Genomic DNA, 18,228 nt, shown 5'->3' with positions numbered 1-18,228 from the left:
AACCCGCCGCCCCCACTCGGGGGCCGGGCGAGGGCCGTACGTACGCACTCGAAAGGAGACCGCCATGTCCCCTGACCCCGGCCCCCCGTCGGCGTCCTCGGCCCCCGACGGGGCGGCCGTGTGCCGGTTGCTGCTGGTGAGGCATGCGAAAGCGGTGCCGAAGCACCAGCCGTACGACGACATCGATCGTCCTTTGAGCAAGCGCGGAAAGGCGGAGGCACCTCTGACGGGCCGCTGGCTCGCGGACTCCGGTTTCGAACCCGATCTGGTGCTGTGCTCGCCGGCCCGCAGGACGCGGCAGACGTGGCAGCTCGCGGTCCCCGCCCTGGAGGACCCGCCCCCCGCCCTGTACGACGAGCGGCTTTACAACGCGGCGCCGAGCGTGCTCGTCAGCGCAGTGAAGGAGCGCGCACGGGGCCTCGGCTCCCTGCTCCTGGTCGGCCACAACCCGGGCATCCGCGAACTGGCCGCCGGCCTCTGCCGGGGTGGCCCGCCGGAGCTGCTGGACCGGCTGGGAAAAGGGTTCCCGACCTCGGGCGTCGTGGTGGTGGACGTGCCGGGCGGCTGGCAGCGGCTGTCTCCCGGCAGCGGGACCCTGGCGGCCCTCTGGTCACCCGGCGACTGACCCGGCCGCTCGGTTCGTCCCGGACCAGCCGTGGCGGGTTCACCGCCGGCTGCCCCGGCTCACCCGGCGGGGCGTTCGCGTGCGGTGGCGGTCAGGTAGAGGGCGGGTAGGCGGCGGCCTTGAGGCGGCGTGCGAGGTGCGAGGGTGGCCGGGCCGGATCGGCGTGGACAGGACCAGGTTGGCGCAGCCCGTGGTCGTGTCGCGGATCCCCGGCCGGGCGTCCCCGTCCCCCATGCCGACCCCGACGCCCGGTTTGACGTCGTGGTCGACGGTCCGGATCACTTTCCCTGTGACGCCGTGATCGGACAGGGCCGCTATGGTCGGTTCGGCCAGCAGCTGCGCACTCGACGGCTTCGGCGACGGCGAAAGCGTGCAGACCAGCGCGACGGCGCGCAGCGGTGTGGTGTGGTGTGGGTGATCGTGGTGTCCATGCGTGCGGGTACCCGGATCATCGCCGTGTCCCCCTGCCGCGCTTGGGCGCCGGACCGGGTGCGCCCCGGCCCCGCACAGCCCGGCACGGCCGCGTGGACCGGACGGGCGAGGAGGGGGCGATTGCCGCCGGACGGCGCGGGCAGGTGCCCGGCGTGGCGGGAGGCGGAGACATGGGCCGGACGGCACTCATCGTGATCGACATGCTGAACACCTACGAGCACGAGGACGCCGAGGTGCTCGTGCGGTCCGTCCGCGAAGCCCTTCCGGGCGTCGGAACGCTCCTCGAACGAGCGCGGGACGCCGACGCGCCTGTCGTCTACGTGAACGACAACTTCGGCCGCTGGCGCTCCCACCACGGGGAGATCCTCGAAGCTGCGCTCGCCGGCCGGTACGCCGGCCTGGTCGAGCCGATCGCGCCTGACGAGGACGCCCTCTTCGTCGTGAAGGCGCGGCACTCGGCCTTCTTCGAAACGCCCCTGGCCTACCTGCTGGGGCAGCTCGGGGTCCGACAGGTGGTGCTGTGCGGGCAGGTGACCGAGCAGTGCGTGCTCTACTCCGCCCTGGACGCCCACATCCGGCACCTCGACGTCGTCGTGGCCCTCGACGCGGTCGCCCACATCGACGCCGGCCTCGCCGAGGCGGCCCTGCGCATGATGGAACGCAACATGGCGGCCGAGCTCCGCCCCAGCGGCGAGATCACCTTCGAGGACACCCCGTCAGGCTGACGGCGGACCTCCGGCAGCCCTGCCCGATCCGTCGGCCCGTCCGACGAGGTCAGGGCTGCTGCGGCGGTCTCGAACTGCGGCTGCCGGGAGACCGGACCGGCTGCTCACCGGGTGCCTCACCGTCCGGCGGTCAGGTGTGGAGGCGGCTGTTGGGACCGTCCCGGTCGCCTGCGCTCTCGTCGTTGAACCAGTAGTCGCCCGCGGCGAGATAGCGGAAGGAGTGCACGGCTTCCCCGGGCAGTTCGACGGTGACCGCGCGCCTGCCGTCCTTCCGGGGCTTGAGGGTGTGGACGCCGGGCTTCCAGTCGTTGAAGTCACCGACCACGCTGACGGGGCCGGGCGGGCTGTCGGCGGGAAGGACGAAAGTGACCTCGGTGCGGTCTTTCTTCAGGGTGCGCTCCAGCACGGCCGGCTCCTCACGACAGCGGACGGGGTACGCCGACCATCGTCGTTCACATGGGCCCCACCCGCAGCCCGGGGAAGTCGCTGGACGACGGGTCCCGTGTGCTCCGGCGGGAAGAGCGGCTATGAGTCGGCCGGAGGAGGGCCGGACCCGTCGTCCTCGTCGCCCTCCGCCCGAGCCCGTACATCCCGCGGGGTCGGGGCCACGACGTGGCGTACCTCCGCGGACCGGTTGCGCGTCCGCTCGTCGGACTGCGCGTCGTCCTCGTGTCTCCTGGGAGTGTTCATGGCGCCTCCTCGTTCTCGGAGCAGCGGACCGGCAGGTCCGCATCGAGTGCGACGTCGAAGTCCTCCGCGCAGAGGCGCGGGGGCCCGCCGGCGGCCCGGGTACGTGCGCACCGGCGCATCGCCTCGACCTCCTCCCCTGCTGATGCTCGGCCGGAGCCGGGCGAAACCGCACAGGAGGAACGCGCCTCGGCGTCGTCGAGCGGGTACAGCCTGCCTGCCCGTCCTAGCCCTCGATTCCGGTCGTGGTGTGCGCGGCGCCGACGGGTTTGGACTCGGGGGAGCCGCGCTGGCGGAGGTAGACGGAGAGGATGGCCATGGCGGCCACGGCGAGGAGTTCGGACTGCCAGTTCTGCAGGGTCCGGCTCCAGAAGTCGGCCGAGACCAGATACGCGGCCCAGCTGACCGGCTCGGACAGATCCCGCAGCTGTTCGGCGTTGTAGGCGGCGGTGCCGGCGATGGACTGCGCCAGCCACGACAGCAGGAACAGCACCGCCATCACGGTGCCGAGGGAGCGCGAGTACAGCGTTTGCCGCCAGCCGCCGGCCCCGGCCCAGCGGGGGGAGTCCGCGCGGGCGTGCTCGCCCATCCGCTGCTCCGCCTCGCTCTCCGGGCCCGCCTTGTGGAGCTTCTTCGACTCGGGGGAGCCGCGCTGGAGCAGCCAGACAGTTCCGAAGATGTAGAGGAAGAACTGCAGGAACTCCGACTGCCAGTTCTCGGTGACGTCCACCGCGAAGTCCGAGGACGTCAGGTACTGGGGGAAGGTGACCTGCTGCAAGCCCGCCACGGTGAGCTGTTCGTTGAACTCGGCCCGGCCGGCGACGGCCTGGCAGGCCAGGACGACCAGGAACGCGCCGCCGAAGACCAGGGTGAGGCTGTTGTCCCGCCAGAAGCTGCCCGCCGGGTTCTGTCGTGTGGTCATCGCTGCAGCAGCCCGATCGTGGTGAAGTAGCCCAGCCCGACGAGGACGACCGCCAGGACGGTGACGAACAGTCCGCGCACGCTCAGCCCCCCTTGACCCGGCAGTCGTAGGGCTGCTCGGGCCGCGGGGTGCACCCGGCGGCGATGACCTTCCAGCCCCGGTCGAACTGGGACAGGAACAGCGTGTCCCCGGTCAGCCGCACCTTTGCCTGCCGTCCGTACACCTCCGCCACGGCGGACGACGCCCGGCCGGTGGCGACCGGCAGGTTCTCCTTCGCCAGGGCGCGGCCGCAGTCCTCCGCGGCTGCCACGTCCCGGCGGGTCCGGGGTGCCAGCAGCGAGCAGGCCTGCGCGTAGCGGGAGCTGCCCAGCGCGGTCTCGAAGGCGAGCGCCGCGGTGACGGCGTCGTCCTCGCGCGGACCGGGCGCCCCGCACCCACCCGCAGCGAGGACGGCCAGCGCCACGGCCAGCGTCCGACCTGCCCGGCGCACCCGCCGCCCCCTGCACGGGCGCCCTGCCACGGTGATCATCCGGATGCCGCGCTGGGGACCTTCAGCGGATCGCGCGGCGCCTGCCCCTTGGCCTCTTCCAGCTGGAGGCCGAGGTCGAGGAGGCGGTTGCGGCCCATGGCCTTGCGCACGTCGGGGAACCAGTCCTGTTCCTCCTCCTCGACGTGGTGGCGCACCCGCTCCATCAGTACGGTCATCTTGGCCTTGAACCGCTCGTCGGAGGCGTCCATCGTTTTCAGCTCGGAGAGCATCCACACCACCGCGTGGTGCTCCTCGAGGCTCTCCAGGACGTGGTCCTCGGTGTCGGGGGCGGCCTCGCGGGCGGCCGGGTAGAAGTACTGCTCCTCGATCCACGCGTGGACGGTGAGCTCCCCGATCACCTCGTCCGCGATCCGGCGACGCCCGGTGGTGTCCTCGTCGTCCGTCTTCTCGAACCGTTTGAACAGCTTCTCGACGGTCTTGTGGTCTTCACGCAGCAGCACGATGGCGTCCACAGGACATTCCTTCCGCAGGCCGGCATGACACGACCACGGCCCCGTCGACGGTGGTCCCGGTTGACTGACTTCCCCCTGCGGCGGGTCCGGTCCCGCATCGCAGCGCACAGTCACCCGTCCCGGGTACCGCCGACGGCCGCAGCCGCAGCCGCAGCCGCAGCCGCAGCCGCGGCCGTCGCCGGTCAGCCCGCCACGCGGGCCATCCACGCCTCGACCTCGTCCGCCGAGCGCGGCAGCCCCGCGGACAGGTTCTCGTGGCCGTCGGCGGTCACCAGCAGGTCGTCCTCGATCCGGACGCCGATGCCGCGCCACTCCTCGGGGACCGTGAGGTCGTCCGGCTGGAAGTACAGGCCCGGTTCCACCGTGAGCACCATGCCCGGCTCCAGCACCCCCTCGACGTACTCCTCGGTGCGGGCCTGGGCGCAGTCGTGGACGTCCAGGCCGAGCATGTGGCCGGTTCCGGCCATGGTGAACCGGCGCTGCAGGCCGAGCTCGTACGCGCGGTCCGCCGGGCCCTCGACGAAGCCCCACTCGACGAGCTTCTCCGCCAGGTACCGCTGCGCCGCCACGTGGAAGTCGCGGTACGCGGCACCCGGCTTCACGGCGGCGATGCCCGCCTCCTGGGCTTCGTACACCGCGTCGTAGACCATGCGCTGCACGGGCGTGAACGTGCCGCTGACGGGCAGGGTGCGGGTGACGTCGGCGGTGTAGAGGGTGCGGGTCTCCACGCCGGCGTCCAGCAGGAGGAGCTCACCGGGCCGTACGGGGCCGTCGTTGTCGGTCCAGTGCATGATCGTGGCGTGGTCGCCCGCGGCGCAGATGGAGCCGTATCCGACGGAGTTGCCCTCCAGCCGCGCCCGGCGGAAGAAGGTGCCCTCGATCCACCGCTCGGAGGAGGCGATCGCCCGCGAGAGCTCGCCGACGCAGTCGGTGAATCCGCGCACGGTGGAGTCGACCGCCTTGCGCATCTCGCCGATCTCCCACTCGTCCTTGACGAGGCGGAGCCCGCTCAGGGCCTCCTCCAGCTCGGCGTCGCGTCCGGCGTCGGTGGTGACCGCGGCCTCCAGCGCCGGGTCGACGCCGCGGACGATGCGCGTGGGCACGCCGGACGCGGCGGCCAGGTCGCCCACCGCCGTACGGACGTCGCGACAGGCCAGTCCGAGCACGCGCTCGGACTCGGCGAGGGAGCGGCGACGGCCCATCCACAGCTCGGCGGTGTAGCCCAGCCAGAACTCGTCGGTGTCACGGCTGTCGCGCGGCAGCAGGTAGCAGTACGCGTCGTGGCCGCCGTCCGGACGGGGTTCGAGGACGAGGGCGCCGTCGCGGGCCTGGTCGCCGGTCAGGTGGACGTAGCCGGAGTACGGGCGGAACGGGTAGACGTCGTCGTTCGAGCGGGTCTTGAGGTTGCCGGACGGCACCACCAGCCGCTCGCCGGGGAAGCGGGCGGAGAGGGCGGCTCGGCGGAGTGCCGCGTACGGGGCCTGCCCGTCGACCGCGAGGTCGTGCCGTTCGGTGTCCGCCCAGCCCGTCCTCATCAGAGCGGACAGTTCGGCGGAGATCTCCGAGTAGAGGCCGTTCTTGCGCGCGTTCGCCACGACGTACACCTTCTTCCGGACGGTTTCGGCGGCCGGGAGGCCCCGGCGGTGCCCGGACCGTACTGCGGCGGGCCGCCCTCCGGAGACCCAGTCGTGCCAGTGGCACTGATCGGTCACCGATGCCCCGTGGTCGCCGATAATGCGGTGCATGGCGAACGCGAAACTGGACGAGGCCCTGCGGATGCTGGGGATCGGCCCCACGGCGGGTCGCGTGTACCTGTCCCTTCTGGAACTGGCCCCCGCACCGCTCTCCGAGCTGCGCCGGGCGGCCGGCCTGGAGGAGGGCGAGTTCGCCACGGCGTACGGCGAGCTGGTCGACGCCGGGCTGGCCGGCGCCGCCGAGGAGGGCGCGGACGTGGGGGCACCTGTCCCTCCCGCCGCCGGCCTGGAGATCCTCGCCCGGCGCCGCGCGGCCGAGCTGGACGCGTCCCGCATCGCCGTGGGCGGCGCGTTCGAATCGTTCCGCCGCCGGCGGCTCACGGCCCGCGACGACAACCTCGTCGAAGTGGTCACCGGTGACGCCGTCGGGCCGAGGCTCCGCCAGGCCTGGGCCAGCGCCCGCGAGCAGATCCGCCAGCTCGAATCGCCGCCCTACTTCCCGCAGACCGAAGCCCTCGACGACGCGCTGGCGACGCTCGCCCGGGGAGTGACGCAGCGGGTCGTCTACTCGAAGGCGTCACTGGAGACGCCCGGCCGGCTGGAGACGGCCGTCGAGCCGTGCATCGAGGCAGGGGAGCAGGCCAGGGTGGCGCCGACGGTGCCGGTCAAGCTGCTGATCATCGACGAGTCGTACGCGCTGGTGTCCCTGTCGATCAGGGAGGCCGACGTGCACAACACGACGCTGGTGGTCCAGCCGTGCGGCCTGCTCTCGGCCCTGGTCGCCCTGTTCGAGCAGACCTGGCAGCAGGCCCTGCCCTTCCACGGCCGCGCCACCCGCCCGGCCGGCCTCCAGCCCGCCGACCGCCGGCTGCTCCGCCTCCTCGCCGGCGGCGCGGGCGACGAGGTCATCGCCCGCGAACTGGGCATCAGCCGCCGCACCTTCTTCCGCCGGCTCCAGATCCTGATGGCCCGCCTGGGTGCCGGGAACCGCTTCCAGCTCGCCCTCCAGGCCCAGCGCAACGGCTGGCTGTGAGCCATGGTGCCGGGCTCGGGCACCTACGGGCTCGGGGGTCGCGAAACACCCACGGCGCGCGGCCGGTACGGGGTCGGTTTCGCGGGCGCGGATCGGCGGATCGGGCGGATCGGCGGATCAAGAGTTGCGCCGCTCGTCGCTGTCCTGGCGGAGCCGCTCGGCGTGGCGGGTCATGGCGTCGATGCGGTCGGCGAGTTCGGTGTCGTCGGGCCCCAGGTGGGGGCGGGCGCCGGTCAGGGGGCCGACGAGTCGGGCGGCGTCGTCGTCGGCGAGGGCCAGGTTCAGCTCGCCGACGGCTCCCTCGGCGTCGGAGGGAAGGCCGGTGAGGGAGGTGACCTGTCCCGCGAGGCGTCGCAGGTCGGCCGCGTTGTCGCGGGCCCAGGCGGTGACGGTGCGGTCGGCGGCGCGCGAGTCACGGGTGGCCTGGACCCGTTGTTCACCCGTGCTCCCCGCAGCCCCGGGGCGCAGCCGCAGGTAGCGCCGTTCGGCGGCCTGGCGGCTGGCGACCCCGAGCGGCGCGGCGAGCTCGACCCAGCTGGCGCCCTGGCCGCGGGCCGTTTCGATCAGGACGGCTTCCCAGCCGGTGAGCTGCTCGCGGACCTCGCGCAGCATCAGCAGCGCGGCCAGGGTCTGCTCCGGGCCGGCGGGCCCGGTCGTCGGTGCGCCTGCGGAGGAGTGGTGCGCGTCCTGGACCGCCCGGCGGATGGTGTCCAGTGCGGCGACGGCCTCGGCGGCGCGGACCGGCTGGATCGGGGGAGGGTTCTCGTTCACGGCGCCTCCACGGCACTGTCATCCATCAGGCGACATTTCTCTTGTCATCGTTTCGATGACATGTTACAACAGAGGCACGTTGAAGCGCATTGGCAGTTCCTGCCTGAACCGACTGGAGGTGTTTCGCGATGTTGATGCGCACCGACCCGTTCCGCGAGATCGACCGGATCGTCCAGCAGCTCTCGGGTACGTCCGGGACCTGGTCGAAGCCGTCGGTCATGCCGATGGACGCCTACCGGGAGGGCGAGGCCTACGTGATCGCCTTCGACCTGCCCGGTGTGAGCACCGAGGCGATCGACATCGACGTCGAGCGGAACATGCTGACCGTGAAGGCCGAGCGGCGCCCGGCCGCCAAGGGCGACACCGTGCAGATGGAGCTCTCCGAGCGGCCCCTCGGCGTCTTCTCCCGCCAGATCGTGCTGGCCGACACCCTCGACACCGAGCGCATCGAGGCCGACTACGAGGCGGGAGTCCTGACCCTGCGGATCCCGATCGCCGAGCGCGCCAAGCCCCGCAAGATCAGCATCGGCGGCGACGCGGGCCGCAAGCAGATCTCCGGCTGAGCCTGCCGCACCTGGGGCGGAGGGCGGGAGACCCGATCCCCCTCCGGCGCCCGCCCTCCGCCCCCTTGATCTTCCACACCCCTTCGTTCTCCGGAGGTGATGTCGATGCCGATGCGCAGGGAGTCGTTCCTCGCCCATGTGAGGGAACGCGGTGAGTACGAAACCTTCGAGGAAGCCGACCGTGCGGCGCGCGTCGTCCTGGCCCTGCTGGGCGCGCACCTGGTCGGCACGGTTCGGGCCGAGCTGGCCGCCCGGCTCCCCGAGACCTACGCCCTGATCCTCCTCAACCCGCTGCAGGCAGCCGAGCCGCTGTCCGCGGAGCGCTTCGTCCGCGCGACGGCGGCCTGGATCGAGGGCGCCACCGAGGAGACGGCGCTCTGGGACATCGGGGCGGTCCTGTCCACCGCGGCCGCCGCCGCGGGCGACGCGCTGACCCGCGAGGTCCTGCTCCAGCTCCCACCCGGCTACGACGTCCTCTTCGGCCACCCCCAACCCGCCTGACCGCACCGGCCGCAGACCGGATCCTCCGCACAGAAAGGCAGCCACAGCCGTGTACGACCAGCCTCCAGCGAACCCGTCCCACACCCTCATGACGTTCGACCAGATGCTGGAGAGCGTGCGCTACGAGGGCGCCTACCCCACCCGCGAACGCGCCGCGGACGCCGTCCACCACGTCCTGGCCGCCCTCGGCCGCCGCCTCACCGGAGACGAGCGTGTCGACCTCGCCCGGTGCCTGCCCGTGGAAGCCGCGCTCACCCTGACCGCCCAGATCCCCGACGGCCACCCCCTCACCGGCTGGGGTTTCGTCAAGGAACTGGCCGCCCGGACCGGCGCCACCCCCGCAACCGCCCGCTGGGACACCGGCGCCGTCCTCGCCGTCGTCACACGCCTGGCAGGACCCGACCTCCTCACCAGGATCCTGCGCCGACTCCCCGACGGCTACGCCCTCCTCTTCGGCCGGGCCGAACTGCGCCGGCACCAGCCCGCCGCCTGACCGAGCCGCCCGCATGGCGACACCGGGGGCCGGGGGCCGGGACCGCACCGTGTTCCCGGCCCCGAAGCGGGGCGGCACCGTCCCCCGCAGCAGGGCCGGCACGGCCCTCGGACGTGCCCATGCGGCCTCAGGCGGGGCTCGGCGGCCGCCTCTTCCGCGGGCCCGCTGTTCAGGCGGGCCACGGCCTCGTCCGCGTAGCGCAGGACGACCTGGTCCTGCTCGGAGGAGCATGTCGCAGCCGCGCCCGCCACCGGTGCTCCACTGCAGGGCCTCGCCGTGGAAGAGGGCGGCGGCGAAGGGTGCTGTTGCCGTGGCATGCTCGCCGTATGACGGACCATGAGCAGCCGGTGGTGCCGGAGCCCGGCGCCGACCCGGCGGCAGGCAGCGGCGACCTGGTGGCGGCGGTGGTCCAGGAGGTCCTGGCAGGGCTTTCGGGTTCCGTGGTCTTCCTCCAGCCGCAGTACGGGGCCGGCGGCGAGGTGGCGGACTTCCGGCTCGTGGCCGCTTCGCCCGGGGCCGTCGACATCGGCGGGCGGCGCGGCCCCGCCCTCCTGGGGCTGAGCGTCCTGCGGACGTATCCGGGCATCGACACCACCGACCTGTGGCGCGGCTACCTGGGAGCGCTGGAGACGGGGGCCGCCTACGAGGGGCAGCTCGCGTACGAGGAAACGGCCGCCGGGGTCCCGCACCGCTCCCGGTACGGCGTGCGCGCGGTGCGGTGCCGGAGCGGGCTGATCGTCTCCTGGAGCCGTCTGGACGCCAATGAACGCGAGCAGCGCCGGCTGGCGCTGATGCAGCGCGTGGGCCGCATGGGCTGGGTGGACCGCGACTTGGTCCGCGGGGAGATCACCTGGTCCGACGAGGTGTACTCGATCTTCGGAAGGGACCGGTCGCAGGGGCCGATGACGCTGGAGGAACTCTCCACCCACGTCGAGGCCGAGGACCGTGCCGCGGTGGAGGACGCGATCGGGCGCCTGCTGAAGACCGGGGAGCCGATGGACCGCACGTTCCGCGTCCGTCTTCCCGGCCACGGCGTCCGCCACGTGCGGGTGGTCGCCGACACCGAGACGGACGTACAGGGCCGGCCCGTCCGGGTGCACGGCTTCTTCCAGGACCTCACCGCGGCCAGGCACGCCGCACAGCAGCTGCGGGAACAGCAGCAGGCCGCGCTGGCCCAGCAGAGCCTGCTCACCGCCGAACGCGACCTCGCCGCCCGCCTCCGGCACACCCTGCTGCCGGTACCCCGCCGACAGTTGGACCTGGCCGGCCTCACCGTCGACGTCGCCTACCGGCCCCTGGAGGAGGGCCTCGATCTGGGCGGCGACTGGTACAGCGCCATCGAGCTGCCCGACGGCAGCGCCCTGTTCGTCGTCGGCGACGTCGCGGGCCACGGACTGGACGCGGTGGCCACCATGGCCCTGCTGCGCTTCACCGCCAAGGGCATGGCCCTCACGGGCACCCCCCTGCCCACCGTCCTGGACAACCTGAACACCCTCCTGCTGCACACCCCGGAGCGGAGCGGCACCACCGCCACCATGATCATGGCCGTGTACCGGCCTGCCGACTCCCGCCTCACCTGGGTGTGCGCCGGCCACCCGCCGCCCCTTCTCGTGCGCGACGGCCGGGCCCGCTTCCTGCCCTCCACGTCCGGCATTCTGCTGGGCGCCGGCGAAGGACCCCGCTACGAGGTCTCCACCGTCGACCTGCTCCCCGGCGACCACCTGGTCCTCTACACCGACGGCCTGGTCGAAAGGCCGGGCGAGCCCATCGACGAAGGCCTGGCCCGCCTGGCCGCCGCAGCCGTGGTCCACGCCGGCACGCCGCGGTTCCTGGACTCGATCGTGCGGACGCTGGTCGCCCCGCAGGCCCGTCGCGACGACATCTGCGTGCTGCACATCAGCTCCCCAGGCCGGTGATGCGACACGGGCTCAGGCACGCGGCTCGGCAACGCCGGAGGGAGCGGCGGGCTGGTTCTCGTCCGCCGGAGCGGCGCGCGTGAGGCCGCATCCGCCGCTGCGCAGAGCCTGGGCGCCCGCGCCGGGTGCCGTGAGGTACTCCAGCGTGCCGGTGAGCTCCAGGAGGCGGTCGAGCTGTACGGTCCGCGCGTCGAGGTGGAGCCCCGCGCCGGCCGTGCCGGTGCGTCGCCGGACCATCAGCAGCGCCGCCAGGCCGCTGGAGTCGACGGCCGACAGCCCGGCGCAGTCCAGCCGCAGGTCGAGCAGTCCGGGATGCGCGGCGAGCAGCCGGTCCACGGCTTCCACGAGCAGGTCGGCGTGGAGGTGGTCGAGGTCGCCGCTCAGTTCGACGCGCACCGTGCCGTGCGAGGCGGAGTACGTCAGGCCGAGCGGGGCGGAGGGCAGGCTCGTCATTCAGCGGTCCCGGCAGTGGTGAGAGGGGTACGGGTCAGACGGGCGGCTCCGGCCCGGAGGGTGGCGGTGGCGCGGGGGAAGTCCTGCAGTTCCCGCTCCAGGAGCTCCAGGGCGGGCAGCAGTGAGGCGGCGGGAACCCCGCGGGCGTCCAGGACTCCGGCGGTCCACACCAGGAAGCCGCAGAAGAGGTCCTCGTCACCGGTGTAGAGGGCGGCGGCGAGGAACTCGACGATGTGGGAGAGGTCCTCGGCCGTGCGCTCGCGCTGGACCTCGGTGTAGGTGCGCATCGCCGGGTAGGCGTCCGCGAGTTGCCCGAACACGGAGCCGACCAGCCGCGGACGGCTGCGGGCCACCAGCGTGTACTCCTGGTCCTTCAGGTGGGGCAGGTCGTCGATGGCCTGGTGGCCGGGCCGGACCCGCGGCAGGGGGCCGCGGGCCAGCTCGTCGGCGGCGGCCCGGGCGTCGGGTGCCCAGCCGTCCGCGCCCAGCAGGCGGGCGTAGCGGCCCCCGGGCCCGAAGGCGGCCCCGCCCACGATCACGGGGGTCCCGACGGCCTGGCAGGCGGTGATGGTGGCGTGCGCGGCGGGCAGCCGTGTCGCGAGGGAGCCGGAGAGGGCGACGGCGTCCGGCCCGGTCCGGTGCAGGTGCGCGACCAGGTGCGGGGCGGTGACCTGCGCCCCGAGGTAGTCGACGTGCCAGCCCCTGATGCGCAGTACCTCGGCCAGGAGCCGGGCGGGCAGGGCGTGCCATTCGCCGTCGACGCAGGCCACCACCACCCGGCCGCGCGTCGGCTCCGTGTGCGCCGAGGGGTGCAGGGCGATGGCCGTGACGGCCCGGTCGTTGATGGCGGTGGCGGCGTGCTCCTGGGCGACCGTGATGCGGTTGGCCGCCCACTCCCGGCCCACCCGCCCCTGGACGGCGGCGATGACGTCGAGCAGGAGCTCCTCGGCGCCCGTGCCCCCGTCCAGCGCGCGGACCACCGTGCCGATCGTGGCGGCCTCGTCGAAGGCCATCACCGACTCCCACACCCGCGCACGGAGTTCGCCCGGCGCAGGCGCCGGCGCCGACGCGGAAGTCGCGGTGGCGGCCGGCGCGGGCGCCGTGGTGTCGTACGGGCTCATGCGGTGAACCGTCCGCGGGTGTGGCCGTCCACGGCGCTGAGGTGGTTGGTGCGCGGCGCCGAGATGACGACGACGGCCATGTCGTCGTGGCGCCCCGCCCCCACCCACTGGGAGGTGAGCATCTGAACGTGCTCCACCACCGCCTCGGCGGGCATCGCCGCGCACTGCGACAGGGCGCGGCGCAGCCGCTCCTCCCCGAACATCACACCGCCCATGGGGCCTCCGCGTGCCTCGCTGATTCCGTCGGTGTACAGCACGCAGGTGTCCCCGGGGGCGAGTGTCACGCGGGCGGTCTGCGTGGTGATCTCGGGCAGCGCACCCACCAGGGTGCCCTTGGTGGGGGCCTCCTCCACCCGGCCGTCGGAGCGCAGGATCAGGGGCGCGGGGTGCCCGGCGCTCGTCAGGCGCAGCCGCACGGCGTTGCCGTCCCGGGCCGCGGAGGCGAGCACCATGGTGGCGAAGCGGGCGTTCTCGGAGTTCAGCAGCGAGGTGTTGAGCAGGCTGAGCATCCGGTGGTGGTCGTCGGCCATCGGCAGGAGGGCGTGCAGCGTGTTGCGGATCTTGCCGGTCATCACCGCGGCTTCCAGCCCCTTGCCGCACACGTCTCCGAGGACGACGAGGGAGGGCGCGCCCTCGTCGGTGGCGGGGTGGACGTCGTAGAAGTCGCCGCCGACCCGCTCGTGGTCCTTCGACGGCCGGTAGCCGCCGGCGTACTCCACCCCCGACACCTGGTGGAGCGAGGGGGGCAGGAGCTCGCGCATCAGGGTGTCGGTGATCGACGCCTGCTCCGCGTAGAGCCGGGCGGCCGACATCGCGGCGCCGGCGCGCGCGGCGAACAGGCGCGCGAACACCTCCTCGCCCTCCGTGAACGCGCCGACGCCGTCGCCGCGCAGCAGCACCAGGGCGCCCGCGGGCACACCGTGCCCGGGCAGGGGTGTGATGACGATCGACCCCAGGGCGCCGAGGCCGTCCGGGACGAGCCAGGCCGGCGCGGCCGACGGGTCGAGCCACCGGGAGGGGACGGGCGGGAAACCCTGGAGCGCCTCGGCCAGCCCGGGCACGTCCCCTGGGTCGACGGCGGCGCGGGACACGGACGGGCTGCCGCCGCGGACGCAGGAGACGACGGGAAGCCGGCGGCCCTGTACGGGGGCGATCACCAGGGCCGCGTCGGCGAGGTGGTCGGCGGCCATCCGTGCCGTGACGTCCATGCAGCGGTCGAGGTTCAGGGAGGACAGCAGCAGGTTGGAGGAGCGGACCAGGAACTCGGTGCGCTTGCGTTCCGTCCACAGCGCTTCGCGGGCCAGGCGGTGGTCGGTGTCGTCGACCAGCCACCACACGACCGTGCCGTCGTCACGGGGTGTGGGGTGCGCCTCGTAGGAGCGGTCGCCGACCCGTCCCCGGACGGCCCCGGCATCGGCCGGCGGGCGCTGCGCGGGGAGGGGGGTGGCGTAGCGCGCGTGCGCCGACGCCAGCCAGCCGGGGACCGCGTCCGGCATCGGCGAGCCCGGGCGGGCGTCCGGGAACACCAGCCCCGCCGCCTCGTTGGCGTGGACCACGACCGCGTCCGCGTCGGCCACCAGCACCGGGTAGGGGGCCTGGCTCCACGGCCGGGCCGCGGCGGGCGGGTTCGACGTCGTCTCGGTGGAAGGAACCAAACGTTGAAGGCCCGCTGCGCGGACCCCTCACCTCTTCATCGCGTTCATCACGGCGGAAAGACCGGAAGGCCTCGGAACAACAGTTGTCCTGCGGCAACCATCCTCCATGGGCCGTCCACCGTGCAACCGGGCCCCGGGCGGACGGGGTGTCGAGGGTTCCTCCCCGGGAGTGACGGAGGAGAGGGGCTGCGCGCCGGGCGGGTGCCCGGTATCCGGTACCGCACCCGATGGAGGAGAATGGTCCGGTGACCGGAGGGGCGGCGGTCGTCACCACGACCGCAGAACGCGATGCGACTGTGATCAGCCTGCACGGCGAAGTCGACGAGGACGACGCGCCGTTGCTGGCCCGTGCCCTCGCGCGGGCGTCGGAGGGCGGCCCGCCGCGCACCGTCGTGGACCTGTCGGGCACCCCCTTCGTGGACTCCTCCGTGCTGCACGCGCTGCTCGCCGCGCAGCGGGCCCACGCGGCCGCCGGCTCCGTGCTCGTCCTCGCCGGCCCGCTGCACACCGCCGTGCGGCGGCTGTTGGACGTCACAGGAGCCGCACCGGCGTTCCGCATGGCCGACAGCCTGGCGACCGCGATGACATGCTGACCACCATCCGGCGTGCCCGAACGGGGTGTTCCGGTACGACCCGTACGGCCATGGGCAGGCGATGAGCATGAACCACCCACTCCCGCCGCCCCACGCCCCCCAGGGCTCGCAGCGGCACGGCGGCGAGGCGGTCGGCGACGGGAACGCCGCACCGCCCGACTCCGCGGCCGCGGCCCGCGAGCGCGTCCGCGAACTGCTGCTGCTCGCAGGTGTCGGCCTCGACAGCGTCCCCGCCGCGGACGCGCTGCTCGTCACCTCGGAGCTGGTCACCAACGCGATCCGGCACGGCCACGGCGTCACCGCCTTCCGGGCCGACATAGAGGACGGCGTCCTGCGCCTGTCGATCGCCGACGCCAACCCCCGCCCGCCCACGGCCCGTACGGGGACGGCCGACCACCCCGGCGGATACGGCTGGCCCCTCGTCCAGCGTCTGGCGGAGCGCGTCGACTGCCGTACCCGTGCCGACGGCAAGACCATCACGACGGCGCTCCGTCTGAGCTGACCCCGCCCCGGCGGGAGCCGTGCGAGCCGGGCCCGCCGCCGGGCGGGGGAGCCGGCCGGTTCAGGCCGACCTGGTGGTGAAGGACTCCGGGGACGGCAGCCGCAGCGGCTTCGCCACCGCGGCGCAGAAGGCCGCGAGCCCCGTCGCCAGGGCGGCCCGGGACGCCTCCGGCATCTCGGCCATCGCCTCGGCCAGCACCTCCTGCCTGCGGGTGCGCAGCCGTTCGAGGTACGTCAGGCCCGAGGGGGTCAGCCGGAGCAGCACCTCGCGGCGGTCCTCGGCCCCGGGGTGCCGTTCGAGGAAGCCCACGGCCTGCAGGCGGTCGCAGAGCCGGGTGACGGACGGCGGGGCCGCCTCCAGCAGCCTGCCCAGCTCGCGCAGGTTCAGCCGGCCGTTCGCCTCGACGAGGAACAGCACCCGGGCCTGCGCGGAGGAGACGGGCGGGGCGCTGGCGGTGTCCCGGCCGCGCTCCCAGACCACCTCCAGCAGCTCGATCAGCTTGCTCATCTCCGCCACGGCCGGGGCGGCGGGCCCGCAGGAGCCGATCGACCGCTGACTCATGTGACACTCCCTACCGGACGTACGCGCGGCCCTTCCTCGGTGGACCGGCGGCTTCGTCGTCCCCCATCTTGGCAGTTGCGAGAGAGACAGGAACGGGGCCGGTGACCGAAGTCGTACGCGCAGAGGGCGTCGGGGGCGGGGGTGGCGTCGAGCGCGTGCTGCGCGGCGCTGCTCCGCACGAGGTGTTCGAGGAGGTCCGGGGCATCCTGGTCCGGGACCACGGGGCGGCCGGGGCCGAGCTGCTGATGGCCGACTACGCCTCGGCGCGGCTCCAGCCCGTCACCGCCCGGCCCTTCACCGCCGAATCCGTGTCGGCGTACAACGGCGCCGAGGGCCGTGCCTTCGGCGCCCAGGAGCCGCACGTGGTCCCCGGGGCGAGCGGGACCACCGTGCACCTGCCGGTGACCGTGCGCGGCGACCGGCTCGGGGTCCTGAGCGTCCGCTTCCCGGCCGGCGTCGCGGTCGGTGAACTCCTCGGCCCGCTGCAGGACGTGGCCGACGCACTGGCCCACGAGATCCTCGTCGCCGACCGTGACACCGACTTCTTCCTCCAGGCGCGCCGGGCCAGGAGACTCACCCTGGCGGCCGAGATGCAGTGGCAGCTGCTGCCGGGGCGTTCCTGTTCCCGGCCGGAGTACGACCTCGGGGCGCAGCTGGAGCCCGCGTACGCGATCTTCGGCGACAGCTTCGACTGGTCCGCCTCCGCCGACCACCTGACGCTGACCGTCAACAACGGCATGGGCGAGGGCGTCGAGGCGGCGCTGCTGACCAGTCTCGCCGTCAGCGCCCTGCGCAACGCCCGGCGGGCCGGCCTCGGCCTCGCCGATCAGGCGGCCCTGGCGGACCAGGCCCTGTACGGCCACTACCAGGGGAGGCAGCACCTGCCGATGCTGCTGCTCCGCTTCGACCTGGACACCGGCGAGGCTGAGGTCATCGACGCCGGGTCGCCCCGGCTCTGGCGGCTGCGCGGGGGCGCCGTGGAGCCGGTCGGGCTGGAGGCGCAGCTGCCGCTCGGCATGTTCGAGGACACCGTCTACACCTGTCAGCGCTTCAGGGTCCTGCCGGGGGACCGGCTGGTCCTCTTGAGCGACGGCGTCTACGACGTGCTCTCCCCGGCCGGGGAACCGTACGGCCTGCACGCCCTGACCCGGGCCGTCCTGAACACGCGGCTGCTGCCGCCCTCGCAGGTGCCGCGGGCGCTCCTGGAAGAGCTGCCGGGGTACCGGGGCGGTGTGGACGCCGCCGACGACGCGATGGTCGTCTGTCTCGACTGGCACGGCAGGCCCGGCGCGGGGCCCGGGGGCGGCGGGCGGTAGCGCCGGGGGCCGACCGCGCCGGACGGTGGCACAGTGGGGGCATGCCCCGCCCCGGCCGCTCCGGCGCGCACGAGGATCCGGCCGCGGTCCTCGCCGCCGCGGCGGACCTCCTCGCGGTCCTGCACGCCCGGGGGCAGGACGGTGTGACACCGGCGGTGTCGCCGTCTCAGCTGCGGGTGCTGCTCGCCGTCGAGGGCGCCGAGGGCGTCAACCTGCGGGCCCTGGGCGATGTGCTCGGATCCCGTCCGCCGTCGGTCACCCGGCTCTGCGACCGGCTGGAGGCCATGGGGCTGCTCACCCGCTCACCCCACCCGCTCAGGCGGCGCGAGGTGGAGGTGCGGCTCACGGCCCGGGGACGGGCGCTCCTGGAGGAGCGGCGGGCGATCCGGCTGCGGGAGCTGTCGGCGGTGCTGGGCCGGATGGCGCCCGGGGCGGTGGACGCGCTGGTGGCGGGCCTGACGGCGTTCCGGGAGGCGGCCGCCGGCCTTTCCCCGGCCGACGCGCCGACCGCCGCCACGGGCGCCTCCGCCGGGCCGGCCAGCGCACCGGCCCGGTTCTCGGACGGGGCCTGAGCTTGGCGTTTAACCTCGCACGTCACTCAACCTGCTGATCTGCGGTTCTTCCCGGGACGGCGGAGGCGGCCGTTCTCCACGCTTCGAGGTG

21 protein-coding genes are annotated in these 18,228 nt (G+C 73.8%); 11 read left to right on the top strand and 10 right to left on the bottom strand.

The features are described 5' to 3' along the window. The first annotated feature begins 64 nt into the window (after positions 1 to 64). Both AB0469_RS33365 and AB0469_RS33360 read left to right on the top strand, forming a co-directional pair. Positions 65 to 625 carry a histidine phosphatase family protein gene (locus AB0469_RS33365; RefSeq protein WP_366455213.1) on the top strand — a complete coding sequence of 187 codons (561 nt, stop codon included), beginning with the start codon at positions 65 to 67 and terminating at the stop codon, positions 623 to 625. A gap of 602 nt (positions 626 to 1,227) precedes the next feature. After that, complete coding sequence (locus AB0469_RS33360) at positions 1,228 to 1,782, top strand: isochorismatase family cysteine hydrolase (protein WP_366455271.1); 555 nt, start codon at positions 1,228 to 1,230, stop codon at positions 1,780 to 1,782. Positions 1,783 to 1,912: 130 nt separating this feature from the next. Here the strand turns inward: AB0469_RS33360 and AB0469_RS33355 are convergent, their stop codons facing one another. The 5 genes from AB0469_RS33355 to AB0469_RS33335 all read right to left on the bottom strand — a co-directional run bounded on the left by AB0469_RS33355 (position 1,913) and on the right by AB0469_RS33335 (position 5,988). Then, the gene (locus tag AB0469_RS33355; RefSeq protein WP_366455212.1) at positions 1,913 to 2,188 is read right to left on the bottom strand and encodes an isoamylase early set domain-containing protein; all 276 of its coding nucleotides are present in this window, start codon (positions 2,186 to 2,188) and stop codon (positions 1,913 to 1,915) included. A 507-nt stretch (positions 2,189 to 2,695) separates the two neighbouring features. Continuing rightward, a complete protein-coding gene (locus AB0469_RS33350) occupies positions 2,696 to 3,391 on the bottom strand; it encodes a DUF6766 family protein (RefSeq protein ID WP_366455211.1) in 696 nt (231 codons plus the stop codon). An 82-nt stretch (positions 3,392 to 3,473) separates the two neighbouring features. After that, complete coding sequence (locus AB0469_RS33345) at positions 3,474 to 3,881, bottom strand: hypothetical protein (protein WP_366455210.1); 408 nt, start codon at positions 3,879 to 3,881, stop codon at positions 3,474 to 3,476. Between the two features lie 35 nt (positions 3,882 to 3,916). Next, entirely contained in the window at positions 3,917 to 4,393 is a 477-nt protein-coding gene (locus tag AB0469_RS33340) for a hemerythrin domain-containing protein (RefSeq protein ID WP_366455209.1), read from the bottom strand. A gap of 182 nt (positions 4,394 to 4,575) precedes the next feature. After that, positions 4,576 to 5,988 (bottom strand): aminopeptidase P family protein, encoded by a 1,413-nt coding sequence (locus AB0469_RS33335; RefSeq protein WP_366455208.1) that lies wholly within the window; start codon positions 5,986 to 5,988, stop codon positions 4,576 to 4,578. Positions 5,989 to 6,136: 148 nt separating this feature from the next. Between AB0469_RS33335 and AB0469_RS33330 the strand changes: the two genes are divergently transcribed. Then, positions 6,137 to 7,120 carry a helix-turn-helix transcriptional regulator gene (locus AB0469_RS33330; protein WP_366455207.1) on the top strand — a complete coding sequence of 328 codons (984 nt, stop codon included), beginning with the start codon at positions 6,137 to 6,139 and terminating at the stop codon, positions 7,118 to 7,120. Between the two features lie 117 nt (positions 7,121 to 7,237). On the opposite strand, the gene AB0469_RS33325 is transcribed toward AB0469_RS33330, so the two are convergent. Then, positions 7,238 to 7,891, bottom strand: coding sequence for an HSP18 transcriptional regulator (locus tag AB0469_RS33325; protein ID WP_366455206.1), 654 nt, complete (start codon positions 7,889 to 7,891; stop codon positions 7,238 to 7,240). Positions 7,892 to 8,019: 128 nt separating this feature from the next. Here AB0469_RS33325 and AB0469_RS33320 point away from each other — a divergent pair, with 128 nt between their 5' ends. The 4 genes from AB0469_RS33320 to AB0469_RS33305 all read left to right on the top strand — a co-directional run bounded on the left by AB0469_RS33320 (position 8,020) and on the right by AB0469_RS33305 (position 11,364). Beyond that, on the top strand, positions 8,020 to 8,454 hold the full coding sequence (locus tag AB0469_RS33320; RefSeq protein WP_366455205.1) for an Hsp20/alpha crystallin family protein: 435 nt from the start codon (positions 8,020 to 8,022) through the stop codon (positions 8,452 to 8,454). A 105-nt stretch (positions 8,455 to 8,559) separates the two neighbouring features. After that, positions 8,560 to 8,955, top strand: a complete 396-nt coding sequence (locus AB0469_RS33315) for a DUF2267 domain-containing protein (protein ID WP_366455204.1) — start codon at positions 8,560 to 8,562, stop codon at positions 8,953 to 8,955. 88 nt (positions 8,956 to 9,043) lie between these two features. Continuing rightward, a complete protein-coding gene (locus AB0469_RS33310) occupies positions 9,044 to 9,448 on the top strand; it encodes a DUF2267 domain-containing protein (RefSeq protein ID WP_366455203.1) in 405 nt (134 codons plus the stop codon). A gap of 326 nt (positions 9,449 to 9,774) precedes the next feature. Further along, the gene (locus AB0469_RS33305) at positions 9,775 to 11,364 is read left to right on the top strand and encodes a SpoIIE family protein phosphatase (RefSeq protein WP_366455202.1); all 1,590 of its coding nucleotides are present in this window, start codon (positions 9,775 to 9,777) and stop codon (positions 11,362 to 11,364) included. 12 nt (positions 11,365 to 11,376) lie between these two features. On the opposite strand, the gene AB0469_RS33300 is transcribed toward AB0469_RS33305, so the two are convergent. From AB0469_RS33300 to AB0469_RS33290, 3 genes are read right to left on the bottom strand one after another with little or no spacing between them, the layout of a single operon-like run. Further along, entirely contained in the window at positions 11,377 to 11,817 is a 441-nt protein-coding gene (locus AB0469_RS33300; RefSeq protein ID WP_366455201.1) for an STAS domain-containing protein, read from the bottom strand. Next, positions 11,814 to 12,938 carry a cobalamin-dependent protein gene (locus AB0469_RS33295; protein WP_366455200.1) on the bottom strand — a complete coding sequence of 375 codons (1,125 nt, stop codon included), beginning with the start codon at positions 12,936 to 12,938 and terminating at the stop codon, positions 11,814 to 11,816. The genes AB0469_RS33300 and AB0469_RS33295 overlap by 4 nt, the downstream gene beginning before the upstream one ends. After that, entirely contained in the window at positions 12,935 to 14,434 is a 1,500-nt protein-coding gene (locus AB0469_RS33290) for a PP2C family protein-serine/threonine phosphatase (RefSeq protein WP_366455270.1), read from the bottom strand. The genes AB0469_RS33295 and AB0469_RS33290 overlap by 4 nt, the downstream gene beginning before the upstream one ends. Positions 14,435 to 14,838: 404 nt before the next feature. On the opposite strand from AB0469_RS33290, the gene AB0469_RS33285 reads away from it, so the two are divergent. Further along, positions 14,839 to 15,186, top strand: coding sequence for an STAS domain-containing protein (locus AB0469_RS33285; protein ID WP_042816839.1), 348 nt, complete (start codon positions 14,839 to 14,841; stop codon positions 15,184 to 15,186). A 67-nt stretch (positions 15,187 to 15,253) separates the two neighbouring features. Beyond that, the gene (locus AB0469_RS33280) at positions 15,254 to 15,688 is read left to right on the top strand and encodes an ATP-binding protein (RefSeq protein WP_366455199.1); all 435 of its coding nucleotides are present in this window, start codon (positions 15,254 to 15,256) and stop codon (positions 15,686 to 15,688) included. A gap of 60 nt (positions 15,689 to 15,748) precedes the next feature. On the opposite strand, the gene AB0469_RS33275 is transcribed toward AB0469_RS33280, so the two are convergent. Continuing rightward, complete coding sequence (locus AB0469_RS33275; protein ID WP_366455198.1) at positions 15,749 to 16,249, bottom strand: MarR family transcriptional regulator; 501 nt, start codon at positions 16,247 to 16,249, stop codon at positions 15,749 to 15,751. A 101-nt stretch (positions 16,250 to 16,350) separates the two neighbouring features. On the opposite strand from AB0469_RS33275, the gene AB0469_RS33270 reads away from it, so the two are divergent. Both AB0469_RS33270 and AB0469_RS33265 read left to right on the top strand, forming a co-directional pair. Further along, positions 16,351 to 17,565, top strand: coding sequence for a PP2C family protein-serine/threonine phosphatase (locus AB0469_RS33270; protein ID WP_366455197.1), 1,215 nt, complete (start codon positions 16,351 to 16,353; stop codon positions 17,563 to 17,565). Between the two features lie 41 nt (positions 17,566 to 17,606). Further along, on the top strand, positions 17,607 to 18,137 hold the full coding sequence (locus tag AB0469_RS33265) for a MarR family transcriptional regulator (protein ID WP_366455196.1): 531 nt from the start codon (positions 17,607 to 17,609) through the stop codon (positions 18,135 to 18,137). Positions 18,138 to 18,228: the final 91 nt, after the last annotated feature.

This window comes from Streptomyces sp. NPDC093801, from assembly GCF_040701585.1.
In the GTDB taxonomy this organism is placed as follows: Bacteria; Actinomycetota; Actinomycetes; order Streptomycetales; family Streptomycetaceae; genus Streptomyces.
Note: the sequence above shows the minus strand (reverse complement) of the source record. Positions and strands in the feature narration are given on the sequence as shown.

Coding starts and splice junctions, on each gene's coding strand:
- AB0469_RS33330 (WP_366455207.1), top strand. CDS start 6,137: ATGGCGAACGCGAAACTGGACGAGGCCCTGCGGATGCTGGGGATCGGC.
- AB0469_RS33320 (WP_366455205.1), top strand. CDS start 8,020: ATGTTGATGCGCACCGACCCGTTCCGCGAGATCGACCGGATCGTCCAG.
- AB0469_RS33295 (WP_366455200.1), bottom strand. CDS start 12,938: ATGAGCCCGTACGACACCACGGCGCCCGCGCCGGCCGCCACCGCGACT.
- AB0469_RS33305 (WP_366455202.1), top strand. CDS start 9,775: ATGACGGACCATGAGCAGCCGGTGGTGCCGGAGCCCGGCGCCGACCCG.
- AB0469_RS33310 (WP_366455203.1), top strand. CDS start 9,044: ATGACGTTCGACCAGATGCTGGAGAGCGTGCGCTACGAGGGCGCCTAC.
- AB0469_RS33365 (WP_366455213.1), top strand. CDS start 65: ATGTCCCCTGACCCCGGCCCCCCGTCGGCGTCCTCGGCCCCCGACGGG.
- AB0469_RS33290 (WP_366455270.1), bottom strand. CDS start 14,434: ATGCCGGACGCGGTCCCCGGCTGGCTGGCGTCGGCGCACGCGCGCTAC.
- AB0469_RS33300 (WP_366455201.1), bottom strand. CDS start 11,817: ATGACGAGCCTGCCCTCCGCCCCGCTCGGCCTGACGTACTCCGCCTCG.
- AB0469_RS33275 (WP_366455198.1), bottom strand. CDS start 16,249: ATGAGTCAGCGGTCGATCGGCTCCTGCGGGCCCGCCGCCCCGGCCGTG.
- AB0469_RS33350 (WP_366455211.1), bottom strand. CDS start 3,391: ATGACCACACGACAGAACCCGGCGGGCAGCTTCTGGCGGGACAACAGC.
- AB0469_RS33360 (WP_366455271.1), top strand. CDS start 1,228: ATGGGCCGGACGGCACTCATCGTGATCGACATGCTGAACACCTACGAG.
- AB0469_RS33280 (WP_366455199.1), top strand. CDS start 15,254: ATGAACCACCCACTCCCGCCGCCCCACGCCCCCCAGGGCTCGCAGCGG.
- AB0469_RS33265 (WP_366455196.1), top strand. CDS start 17,607: ATGCCCCGCCCCGGCCGCTCCGGCGCGCACGAGGATCCGGCCGCGGTC.
- AB0469_RS33315 (WP_366455204.1), top strand. CDS start 8,560: ATGCCGATGCGCAGGGAGTCGTTCCTCGCCCATGTGAGGGAACGCGGT.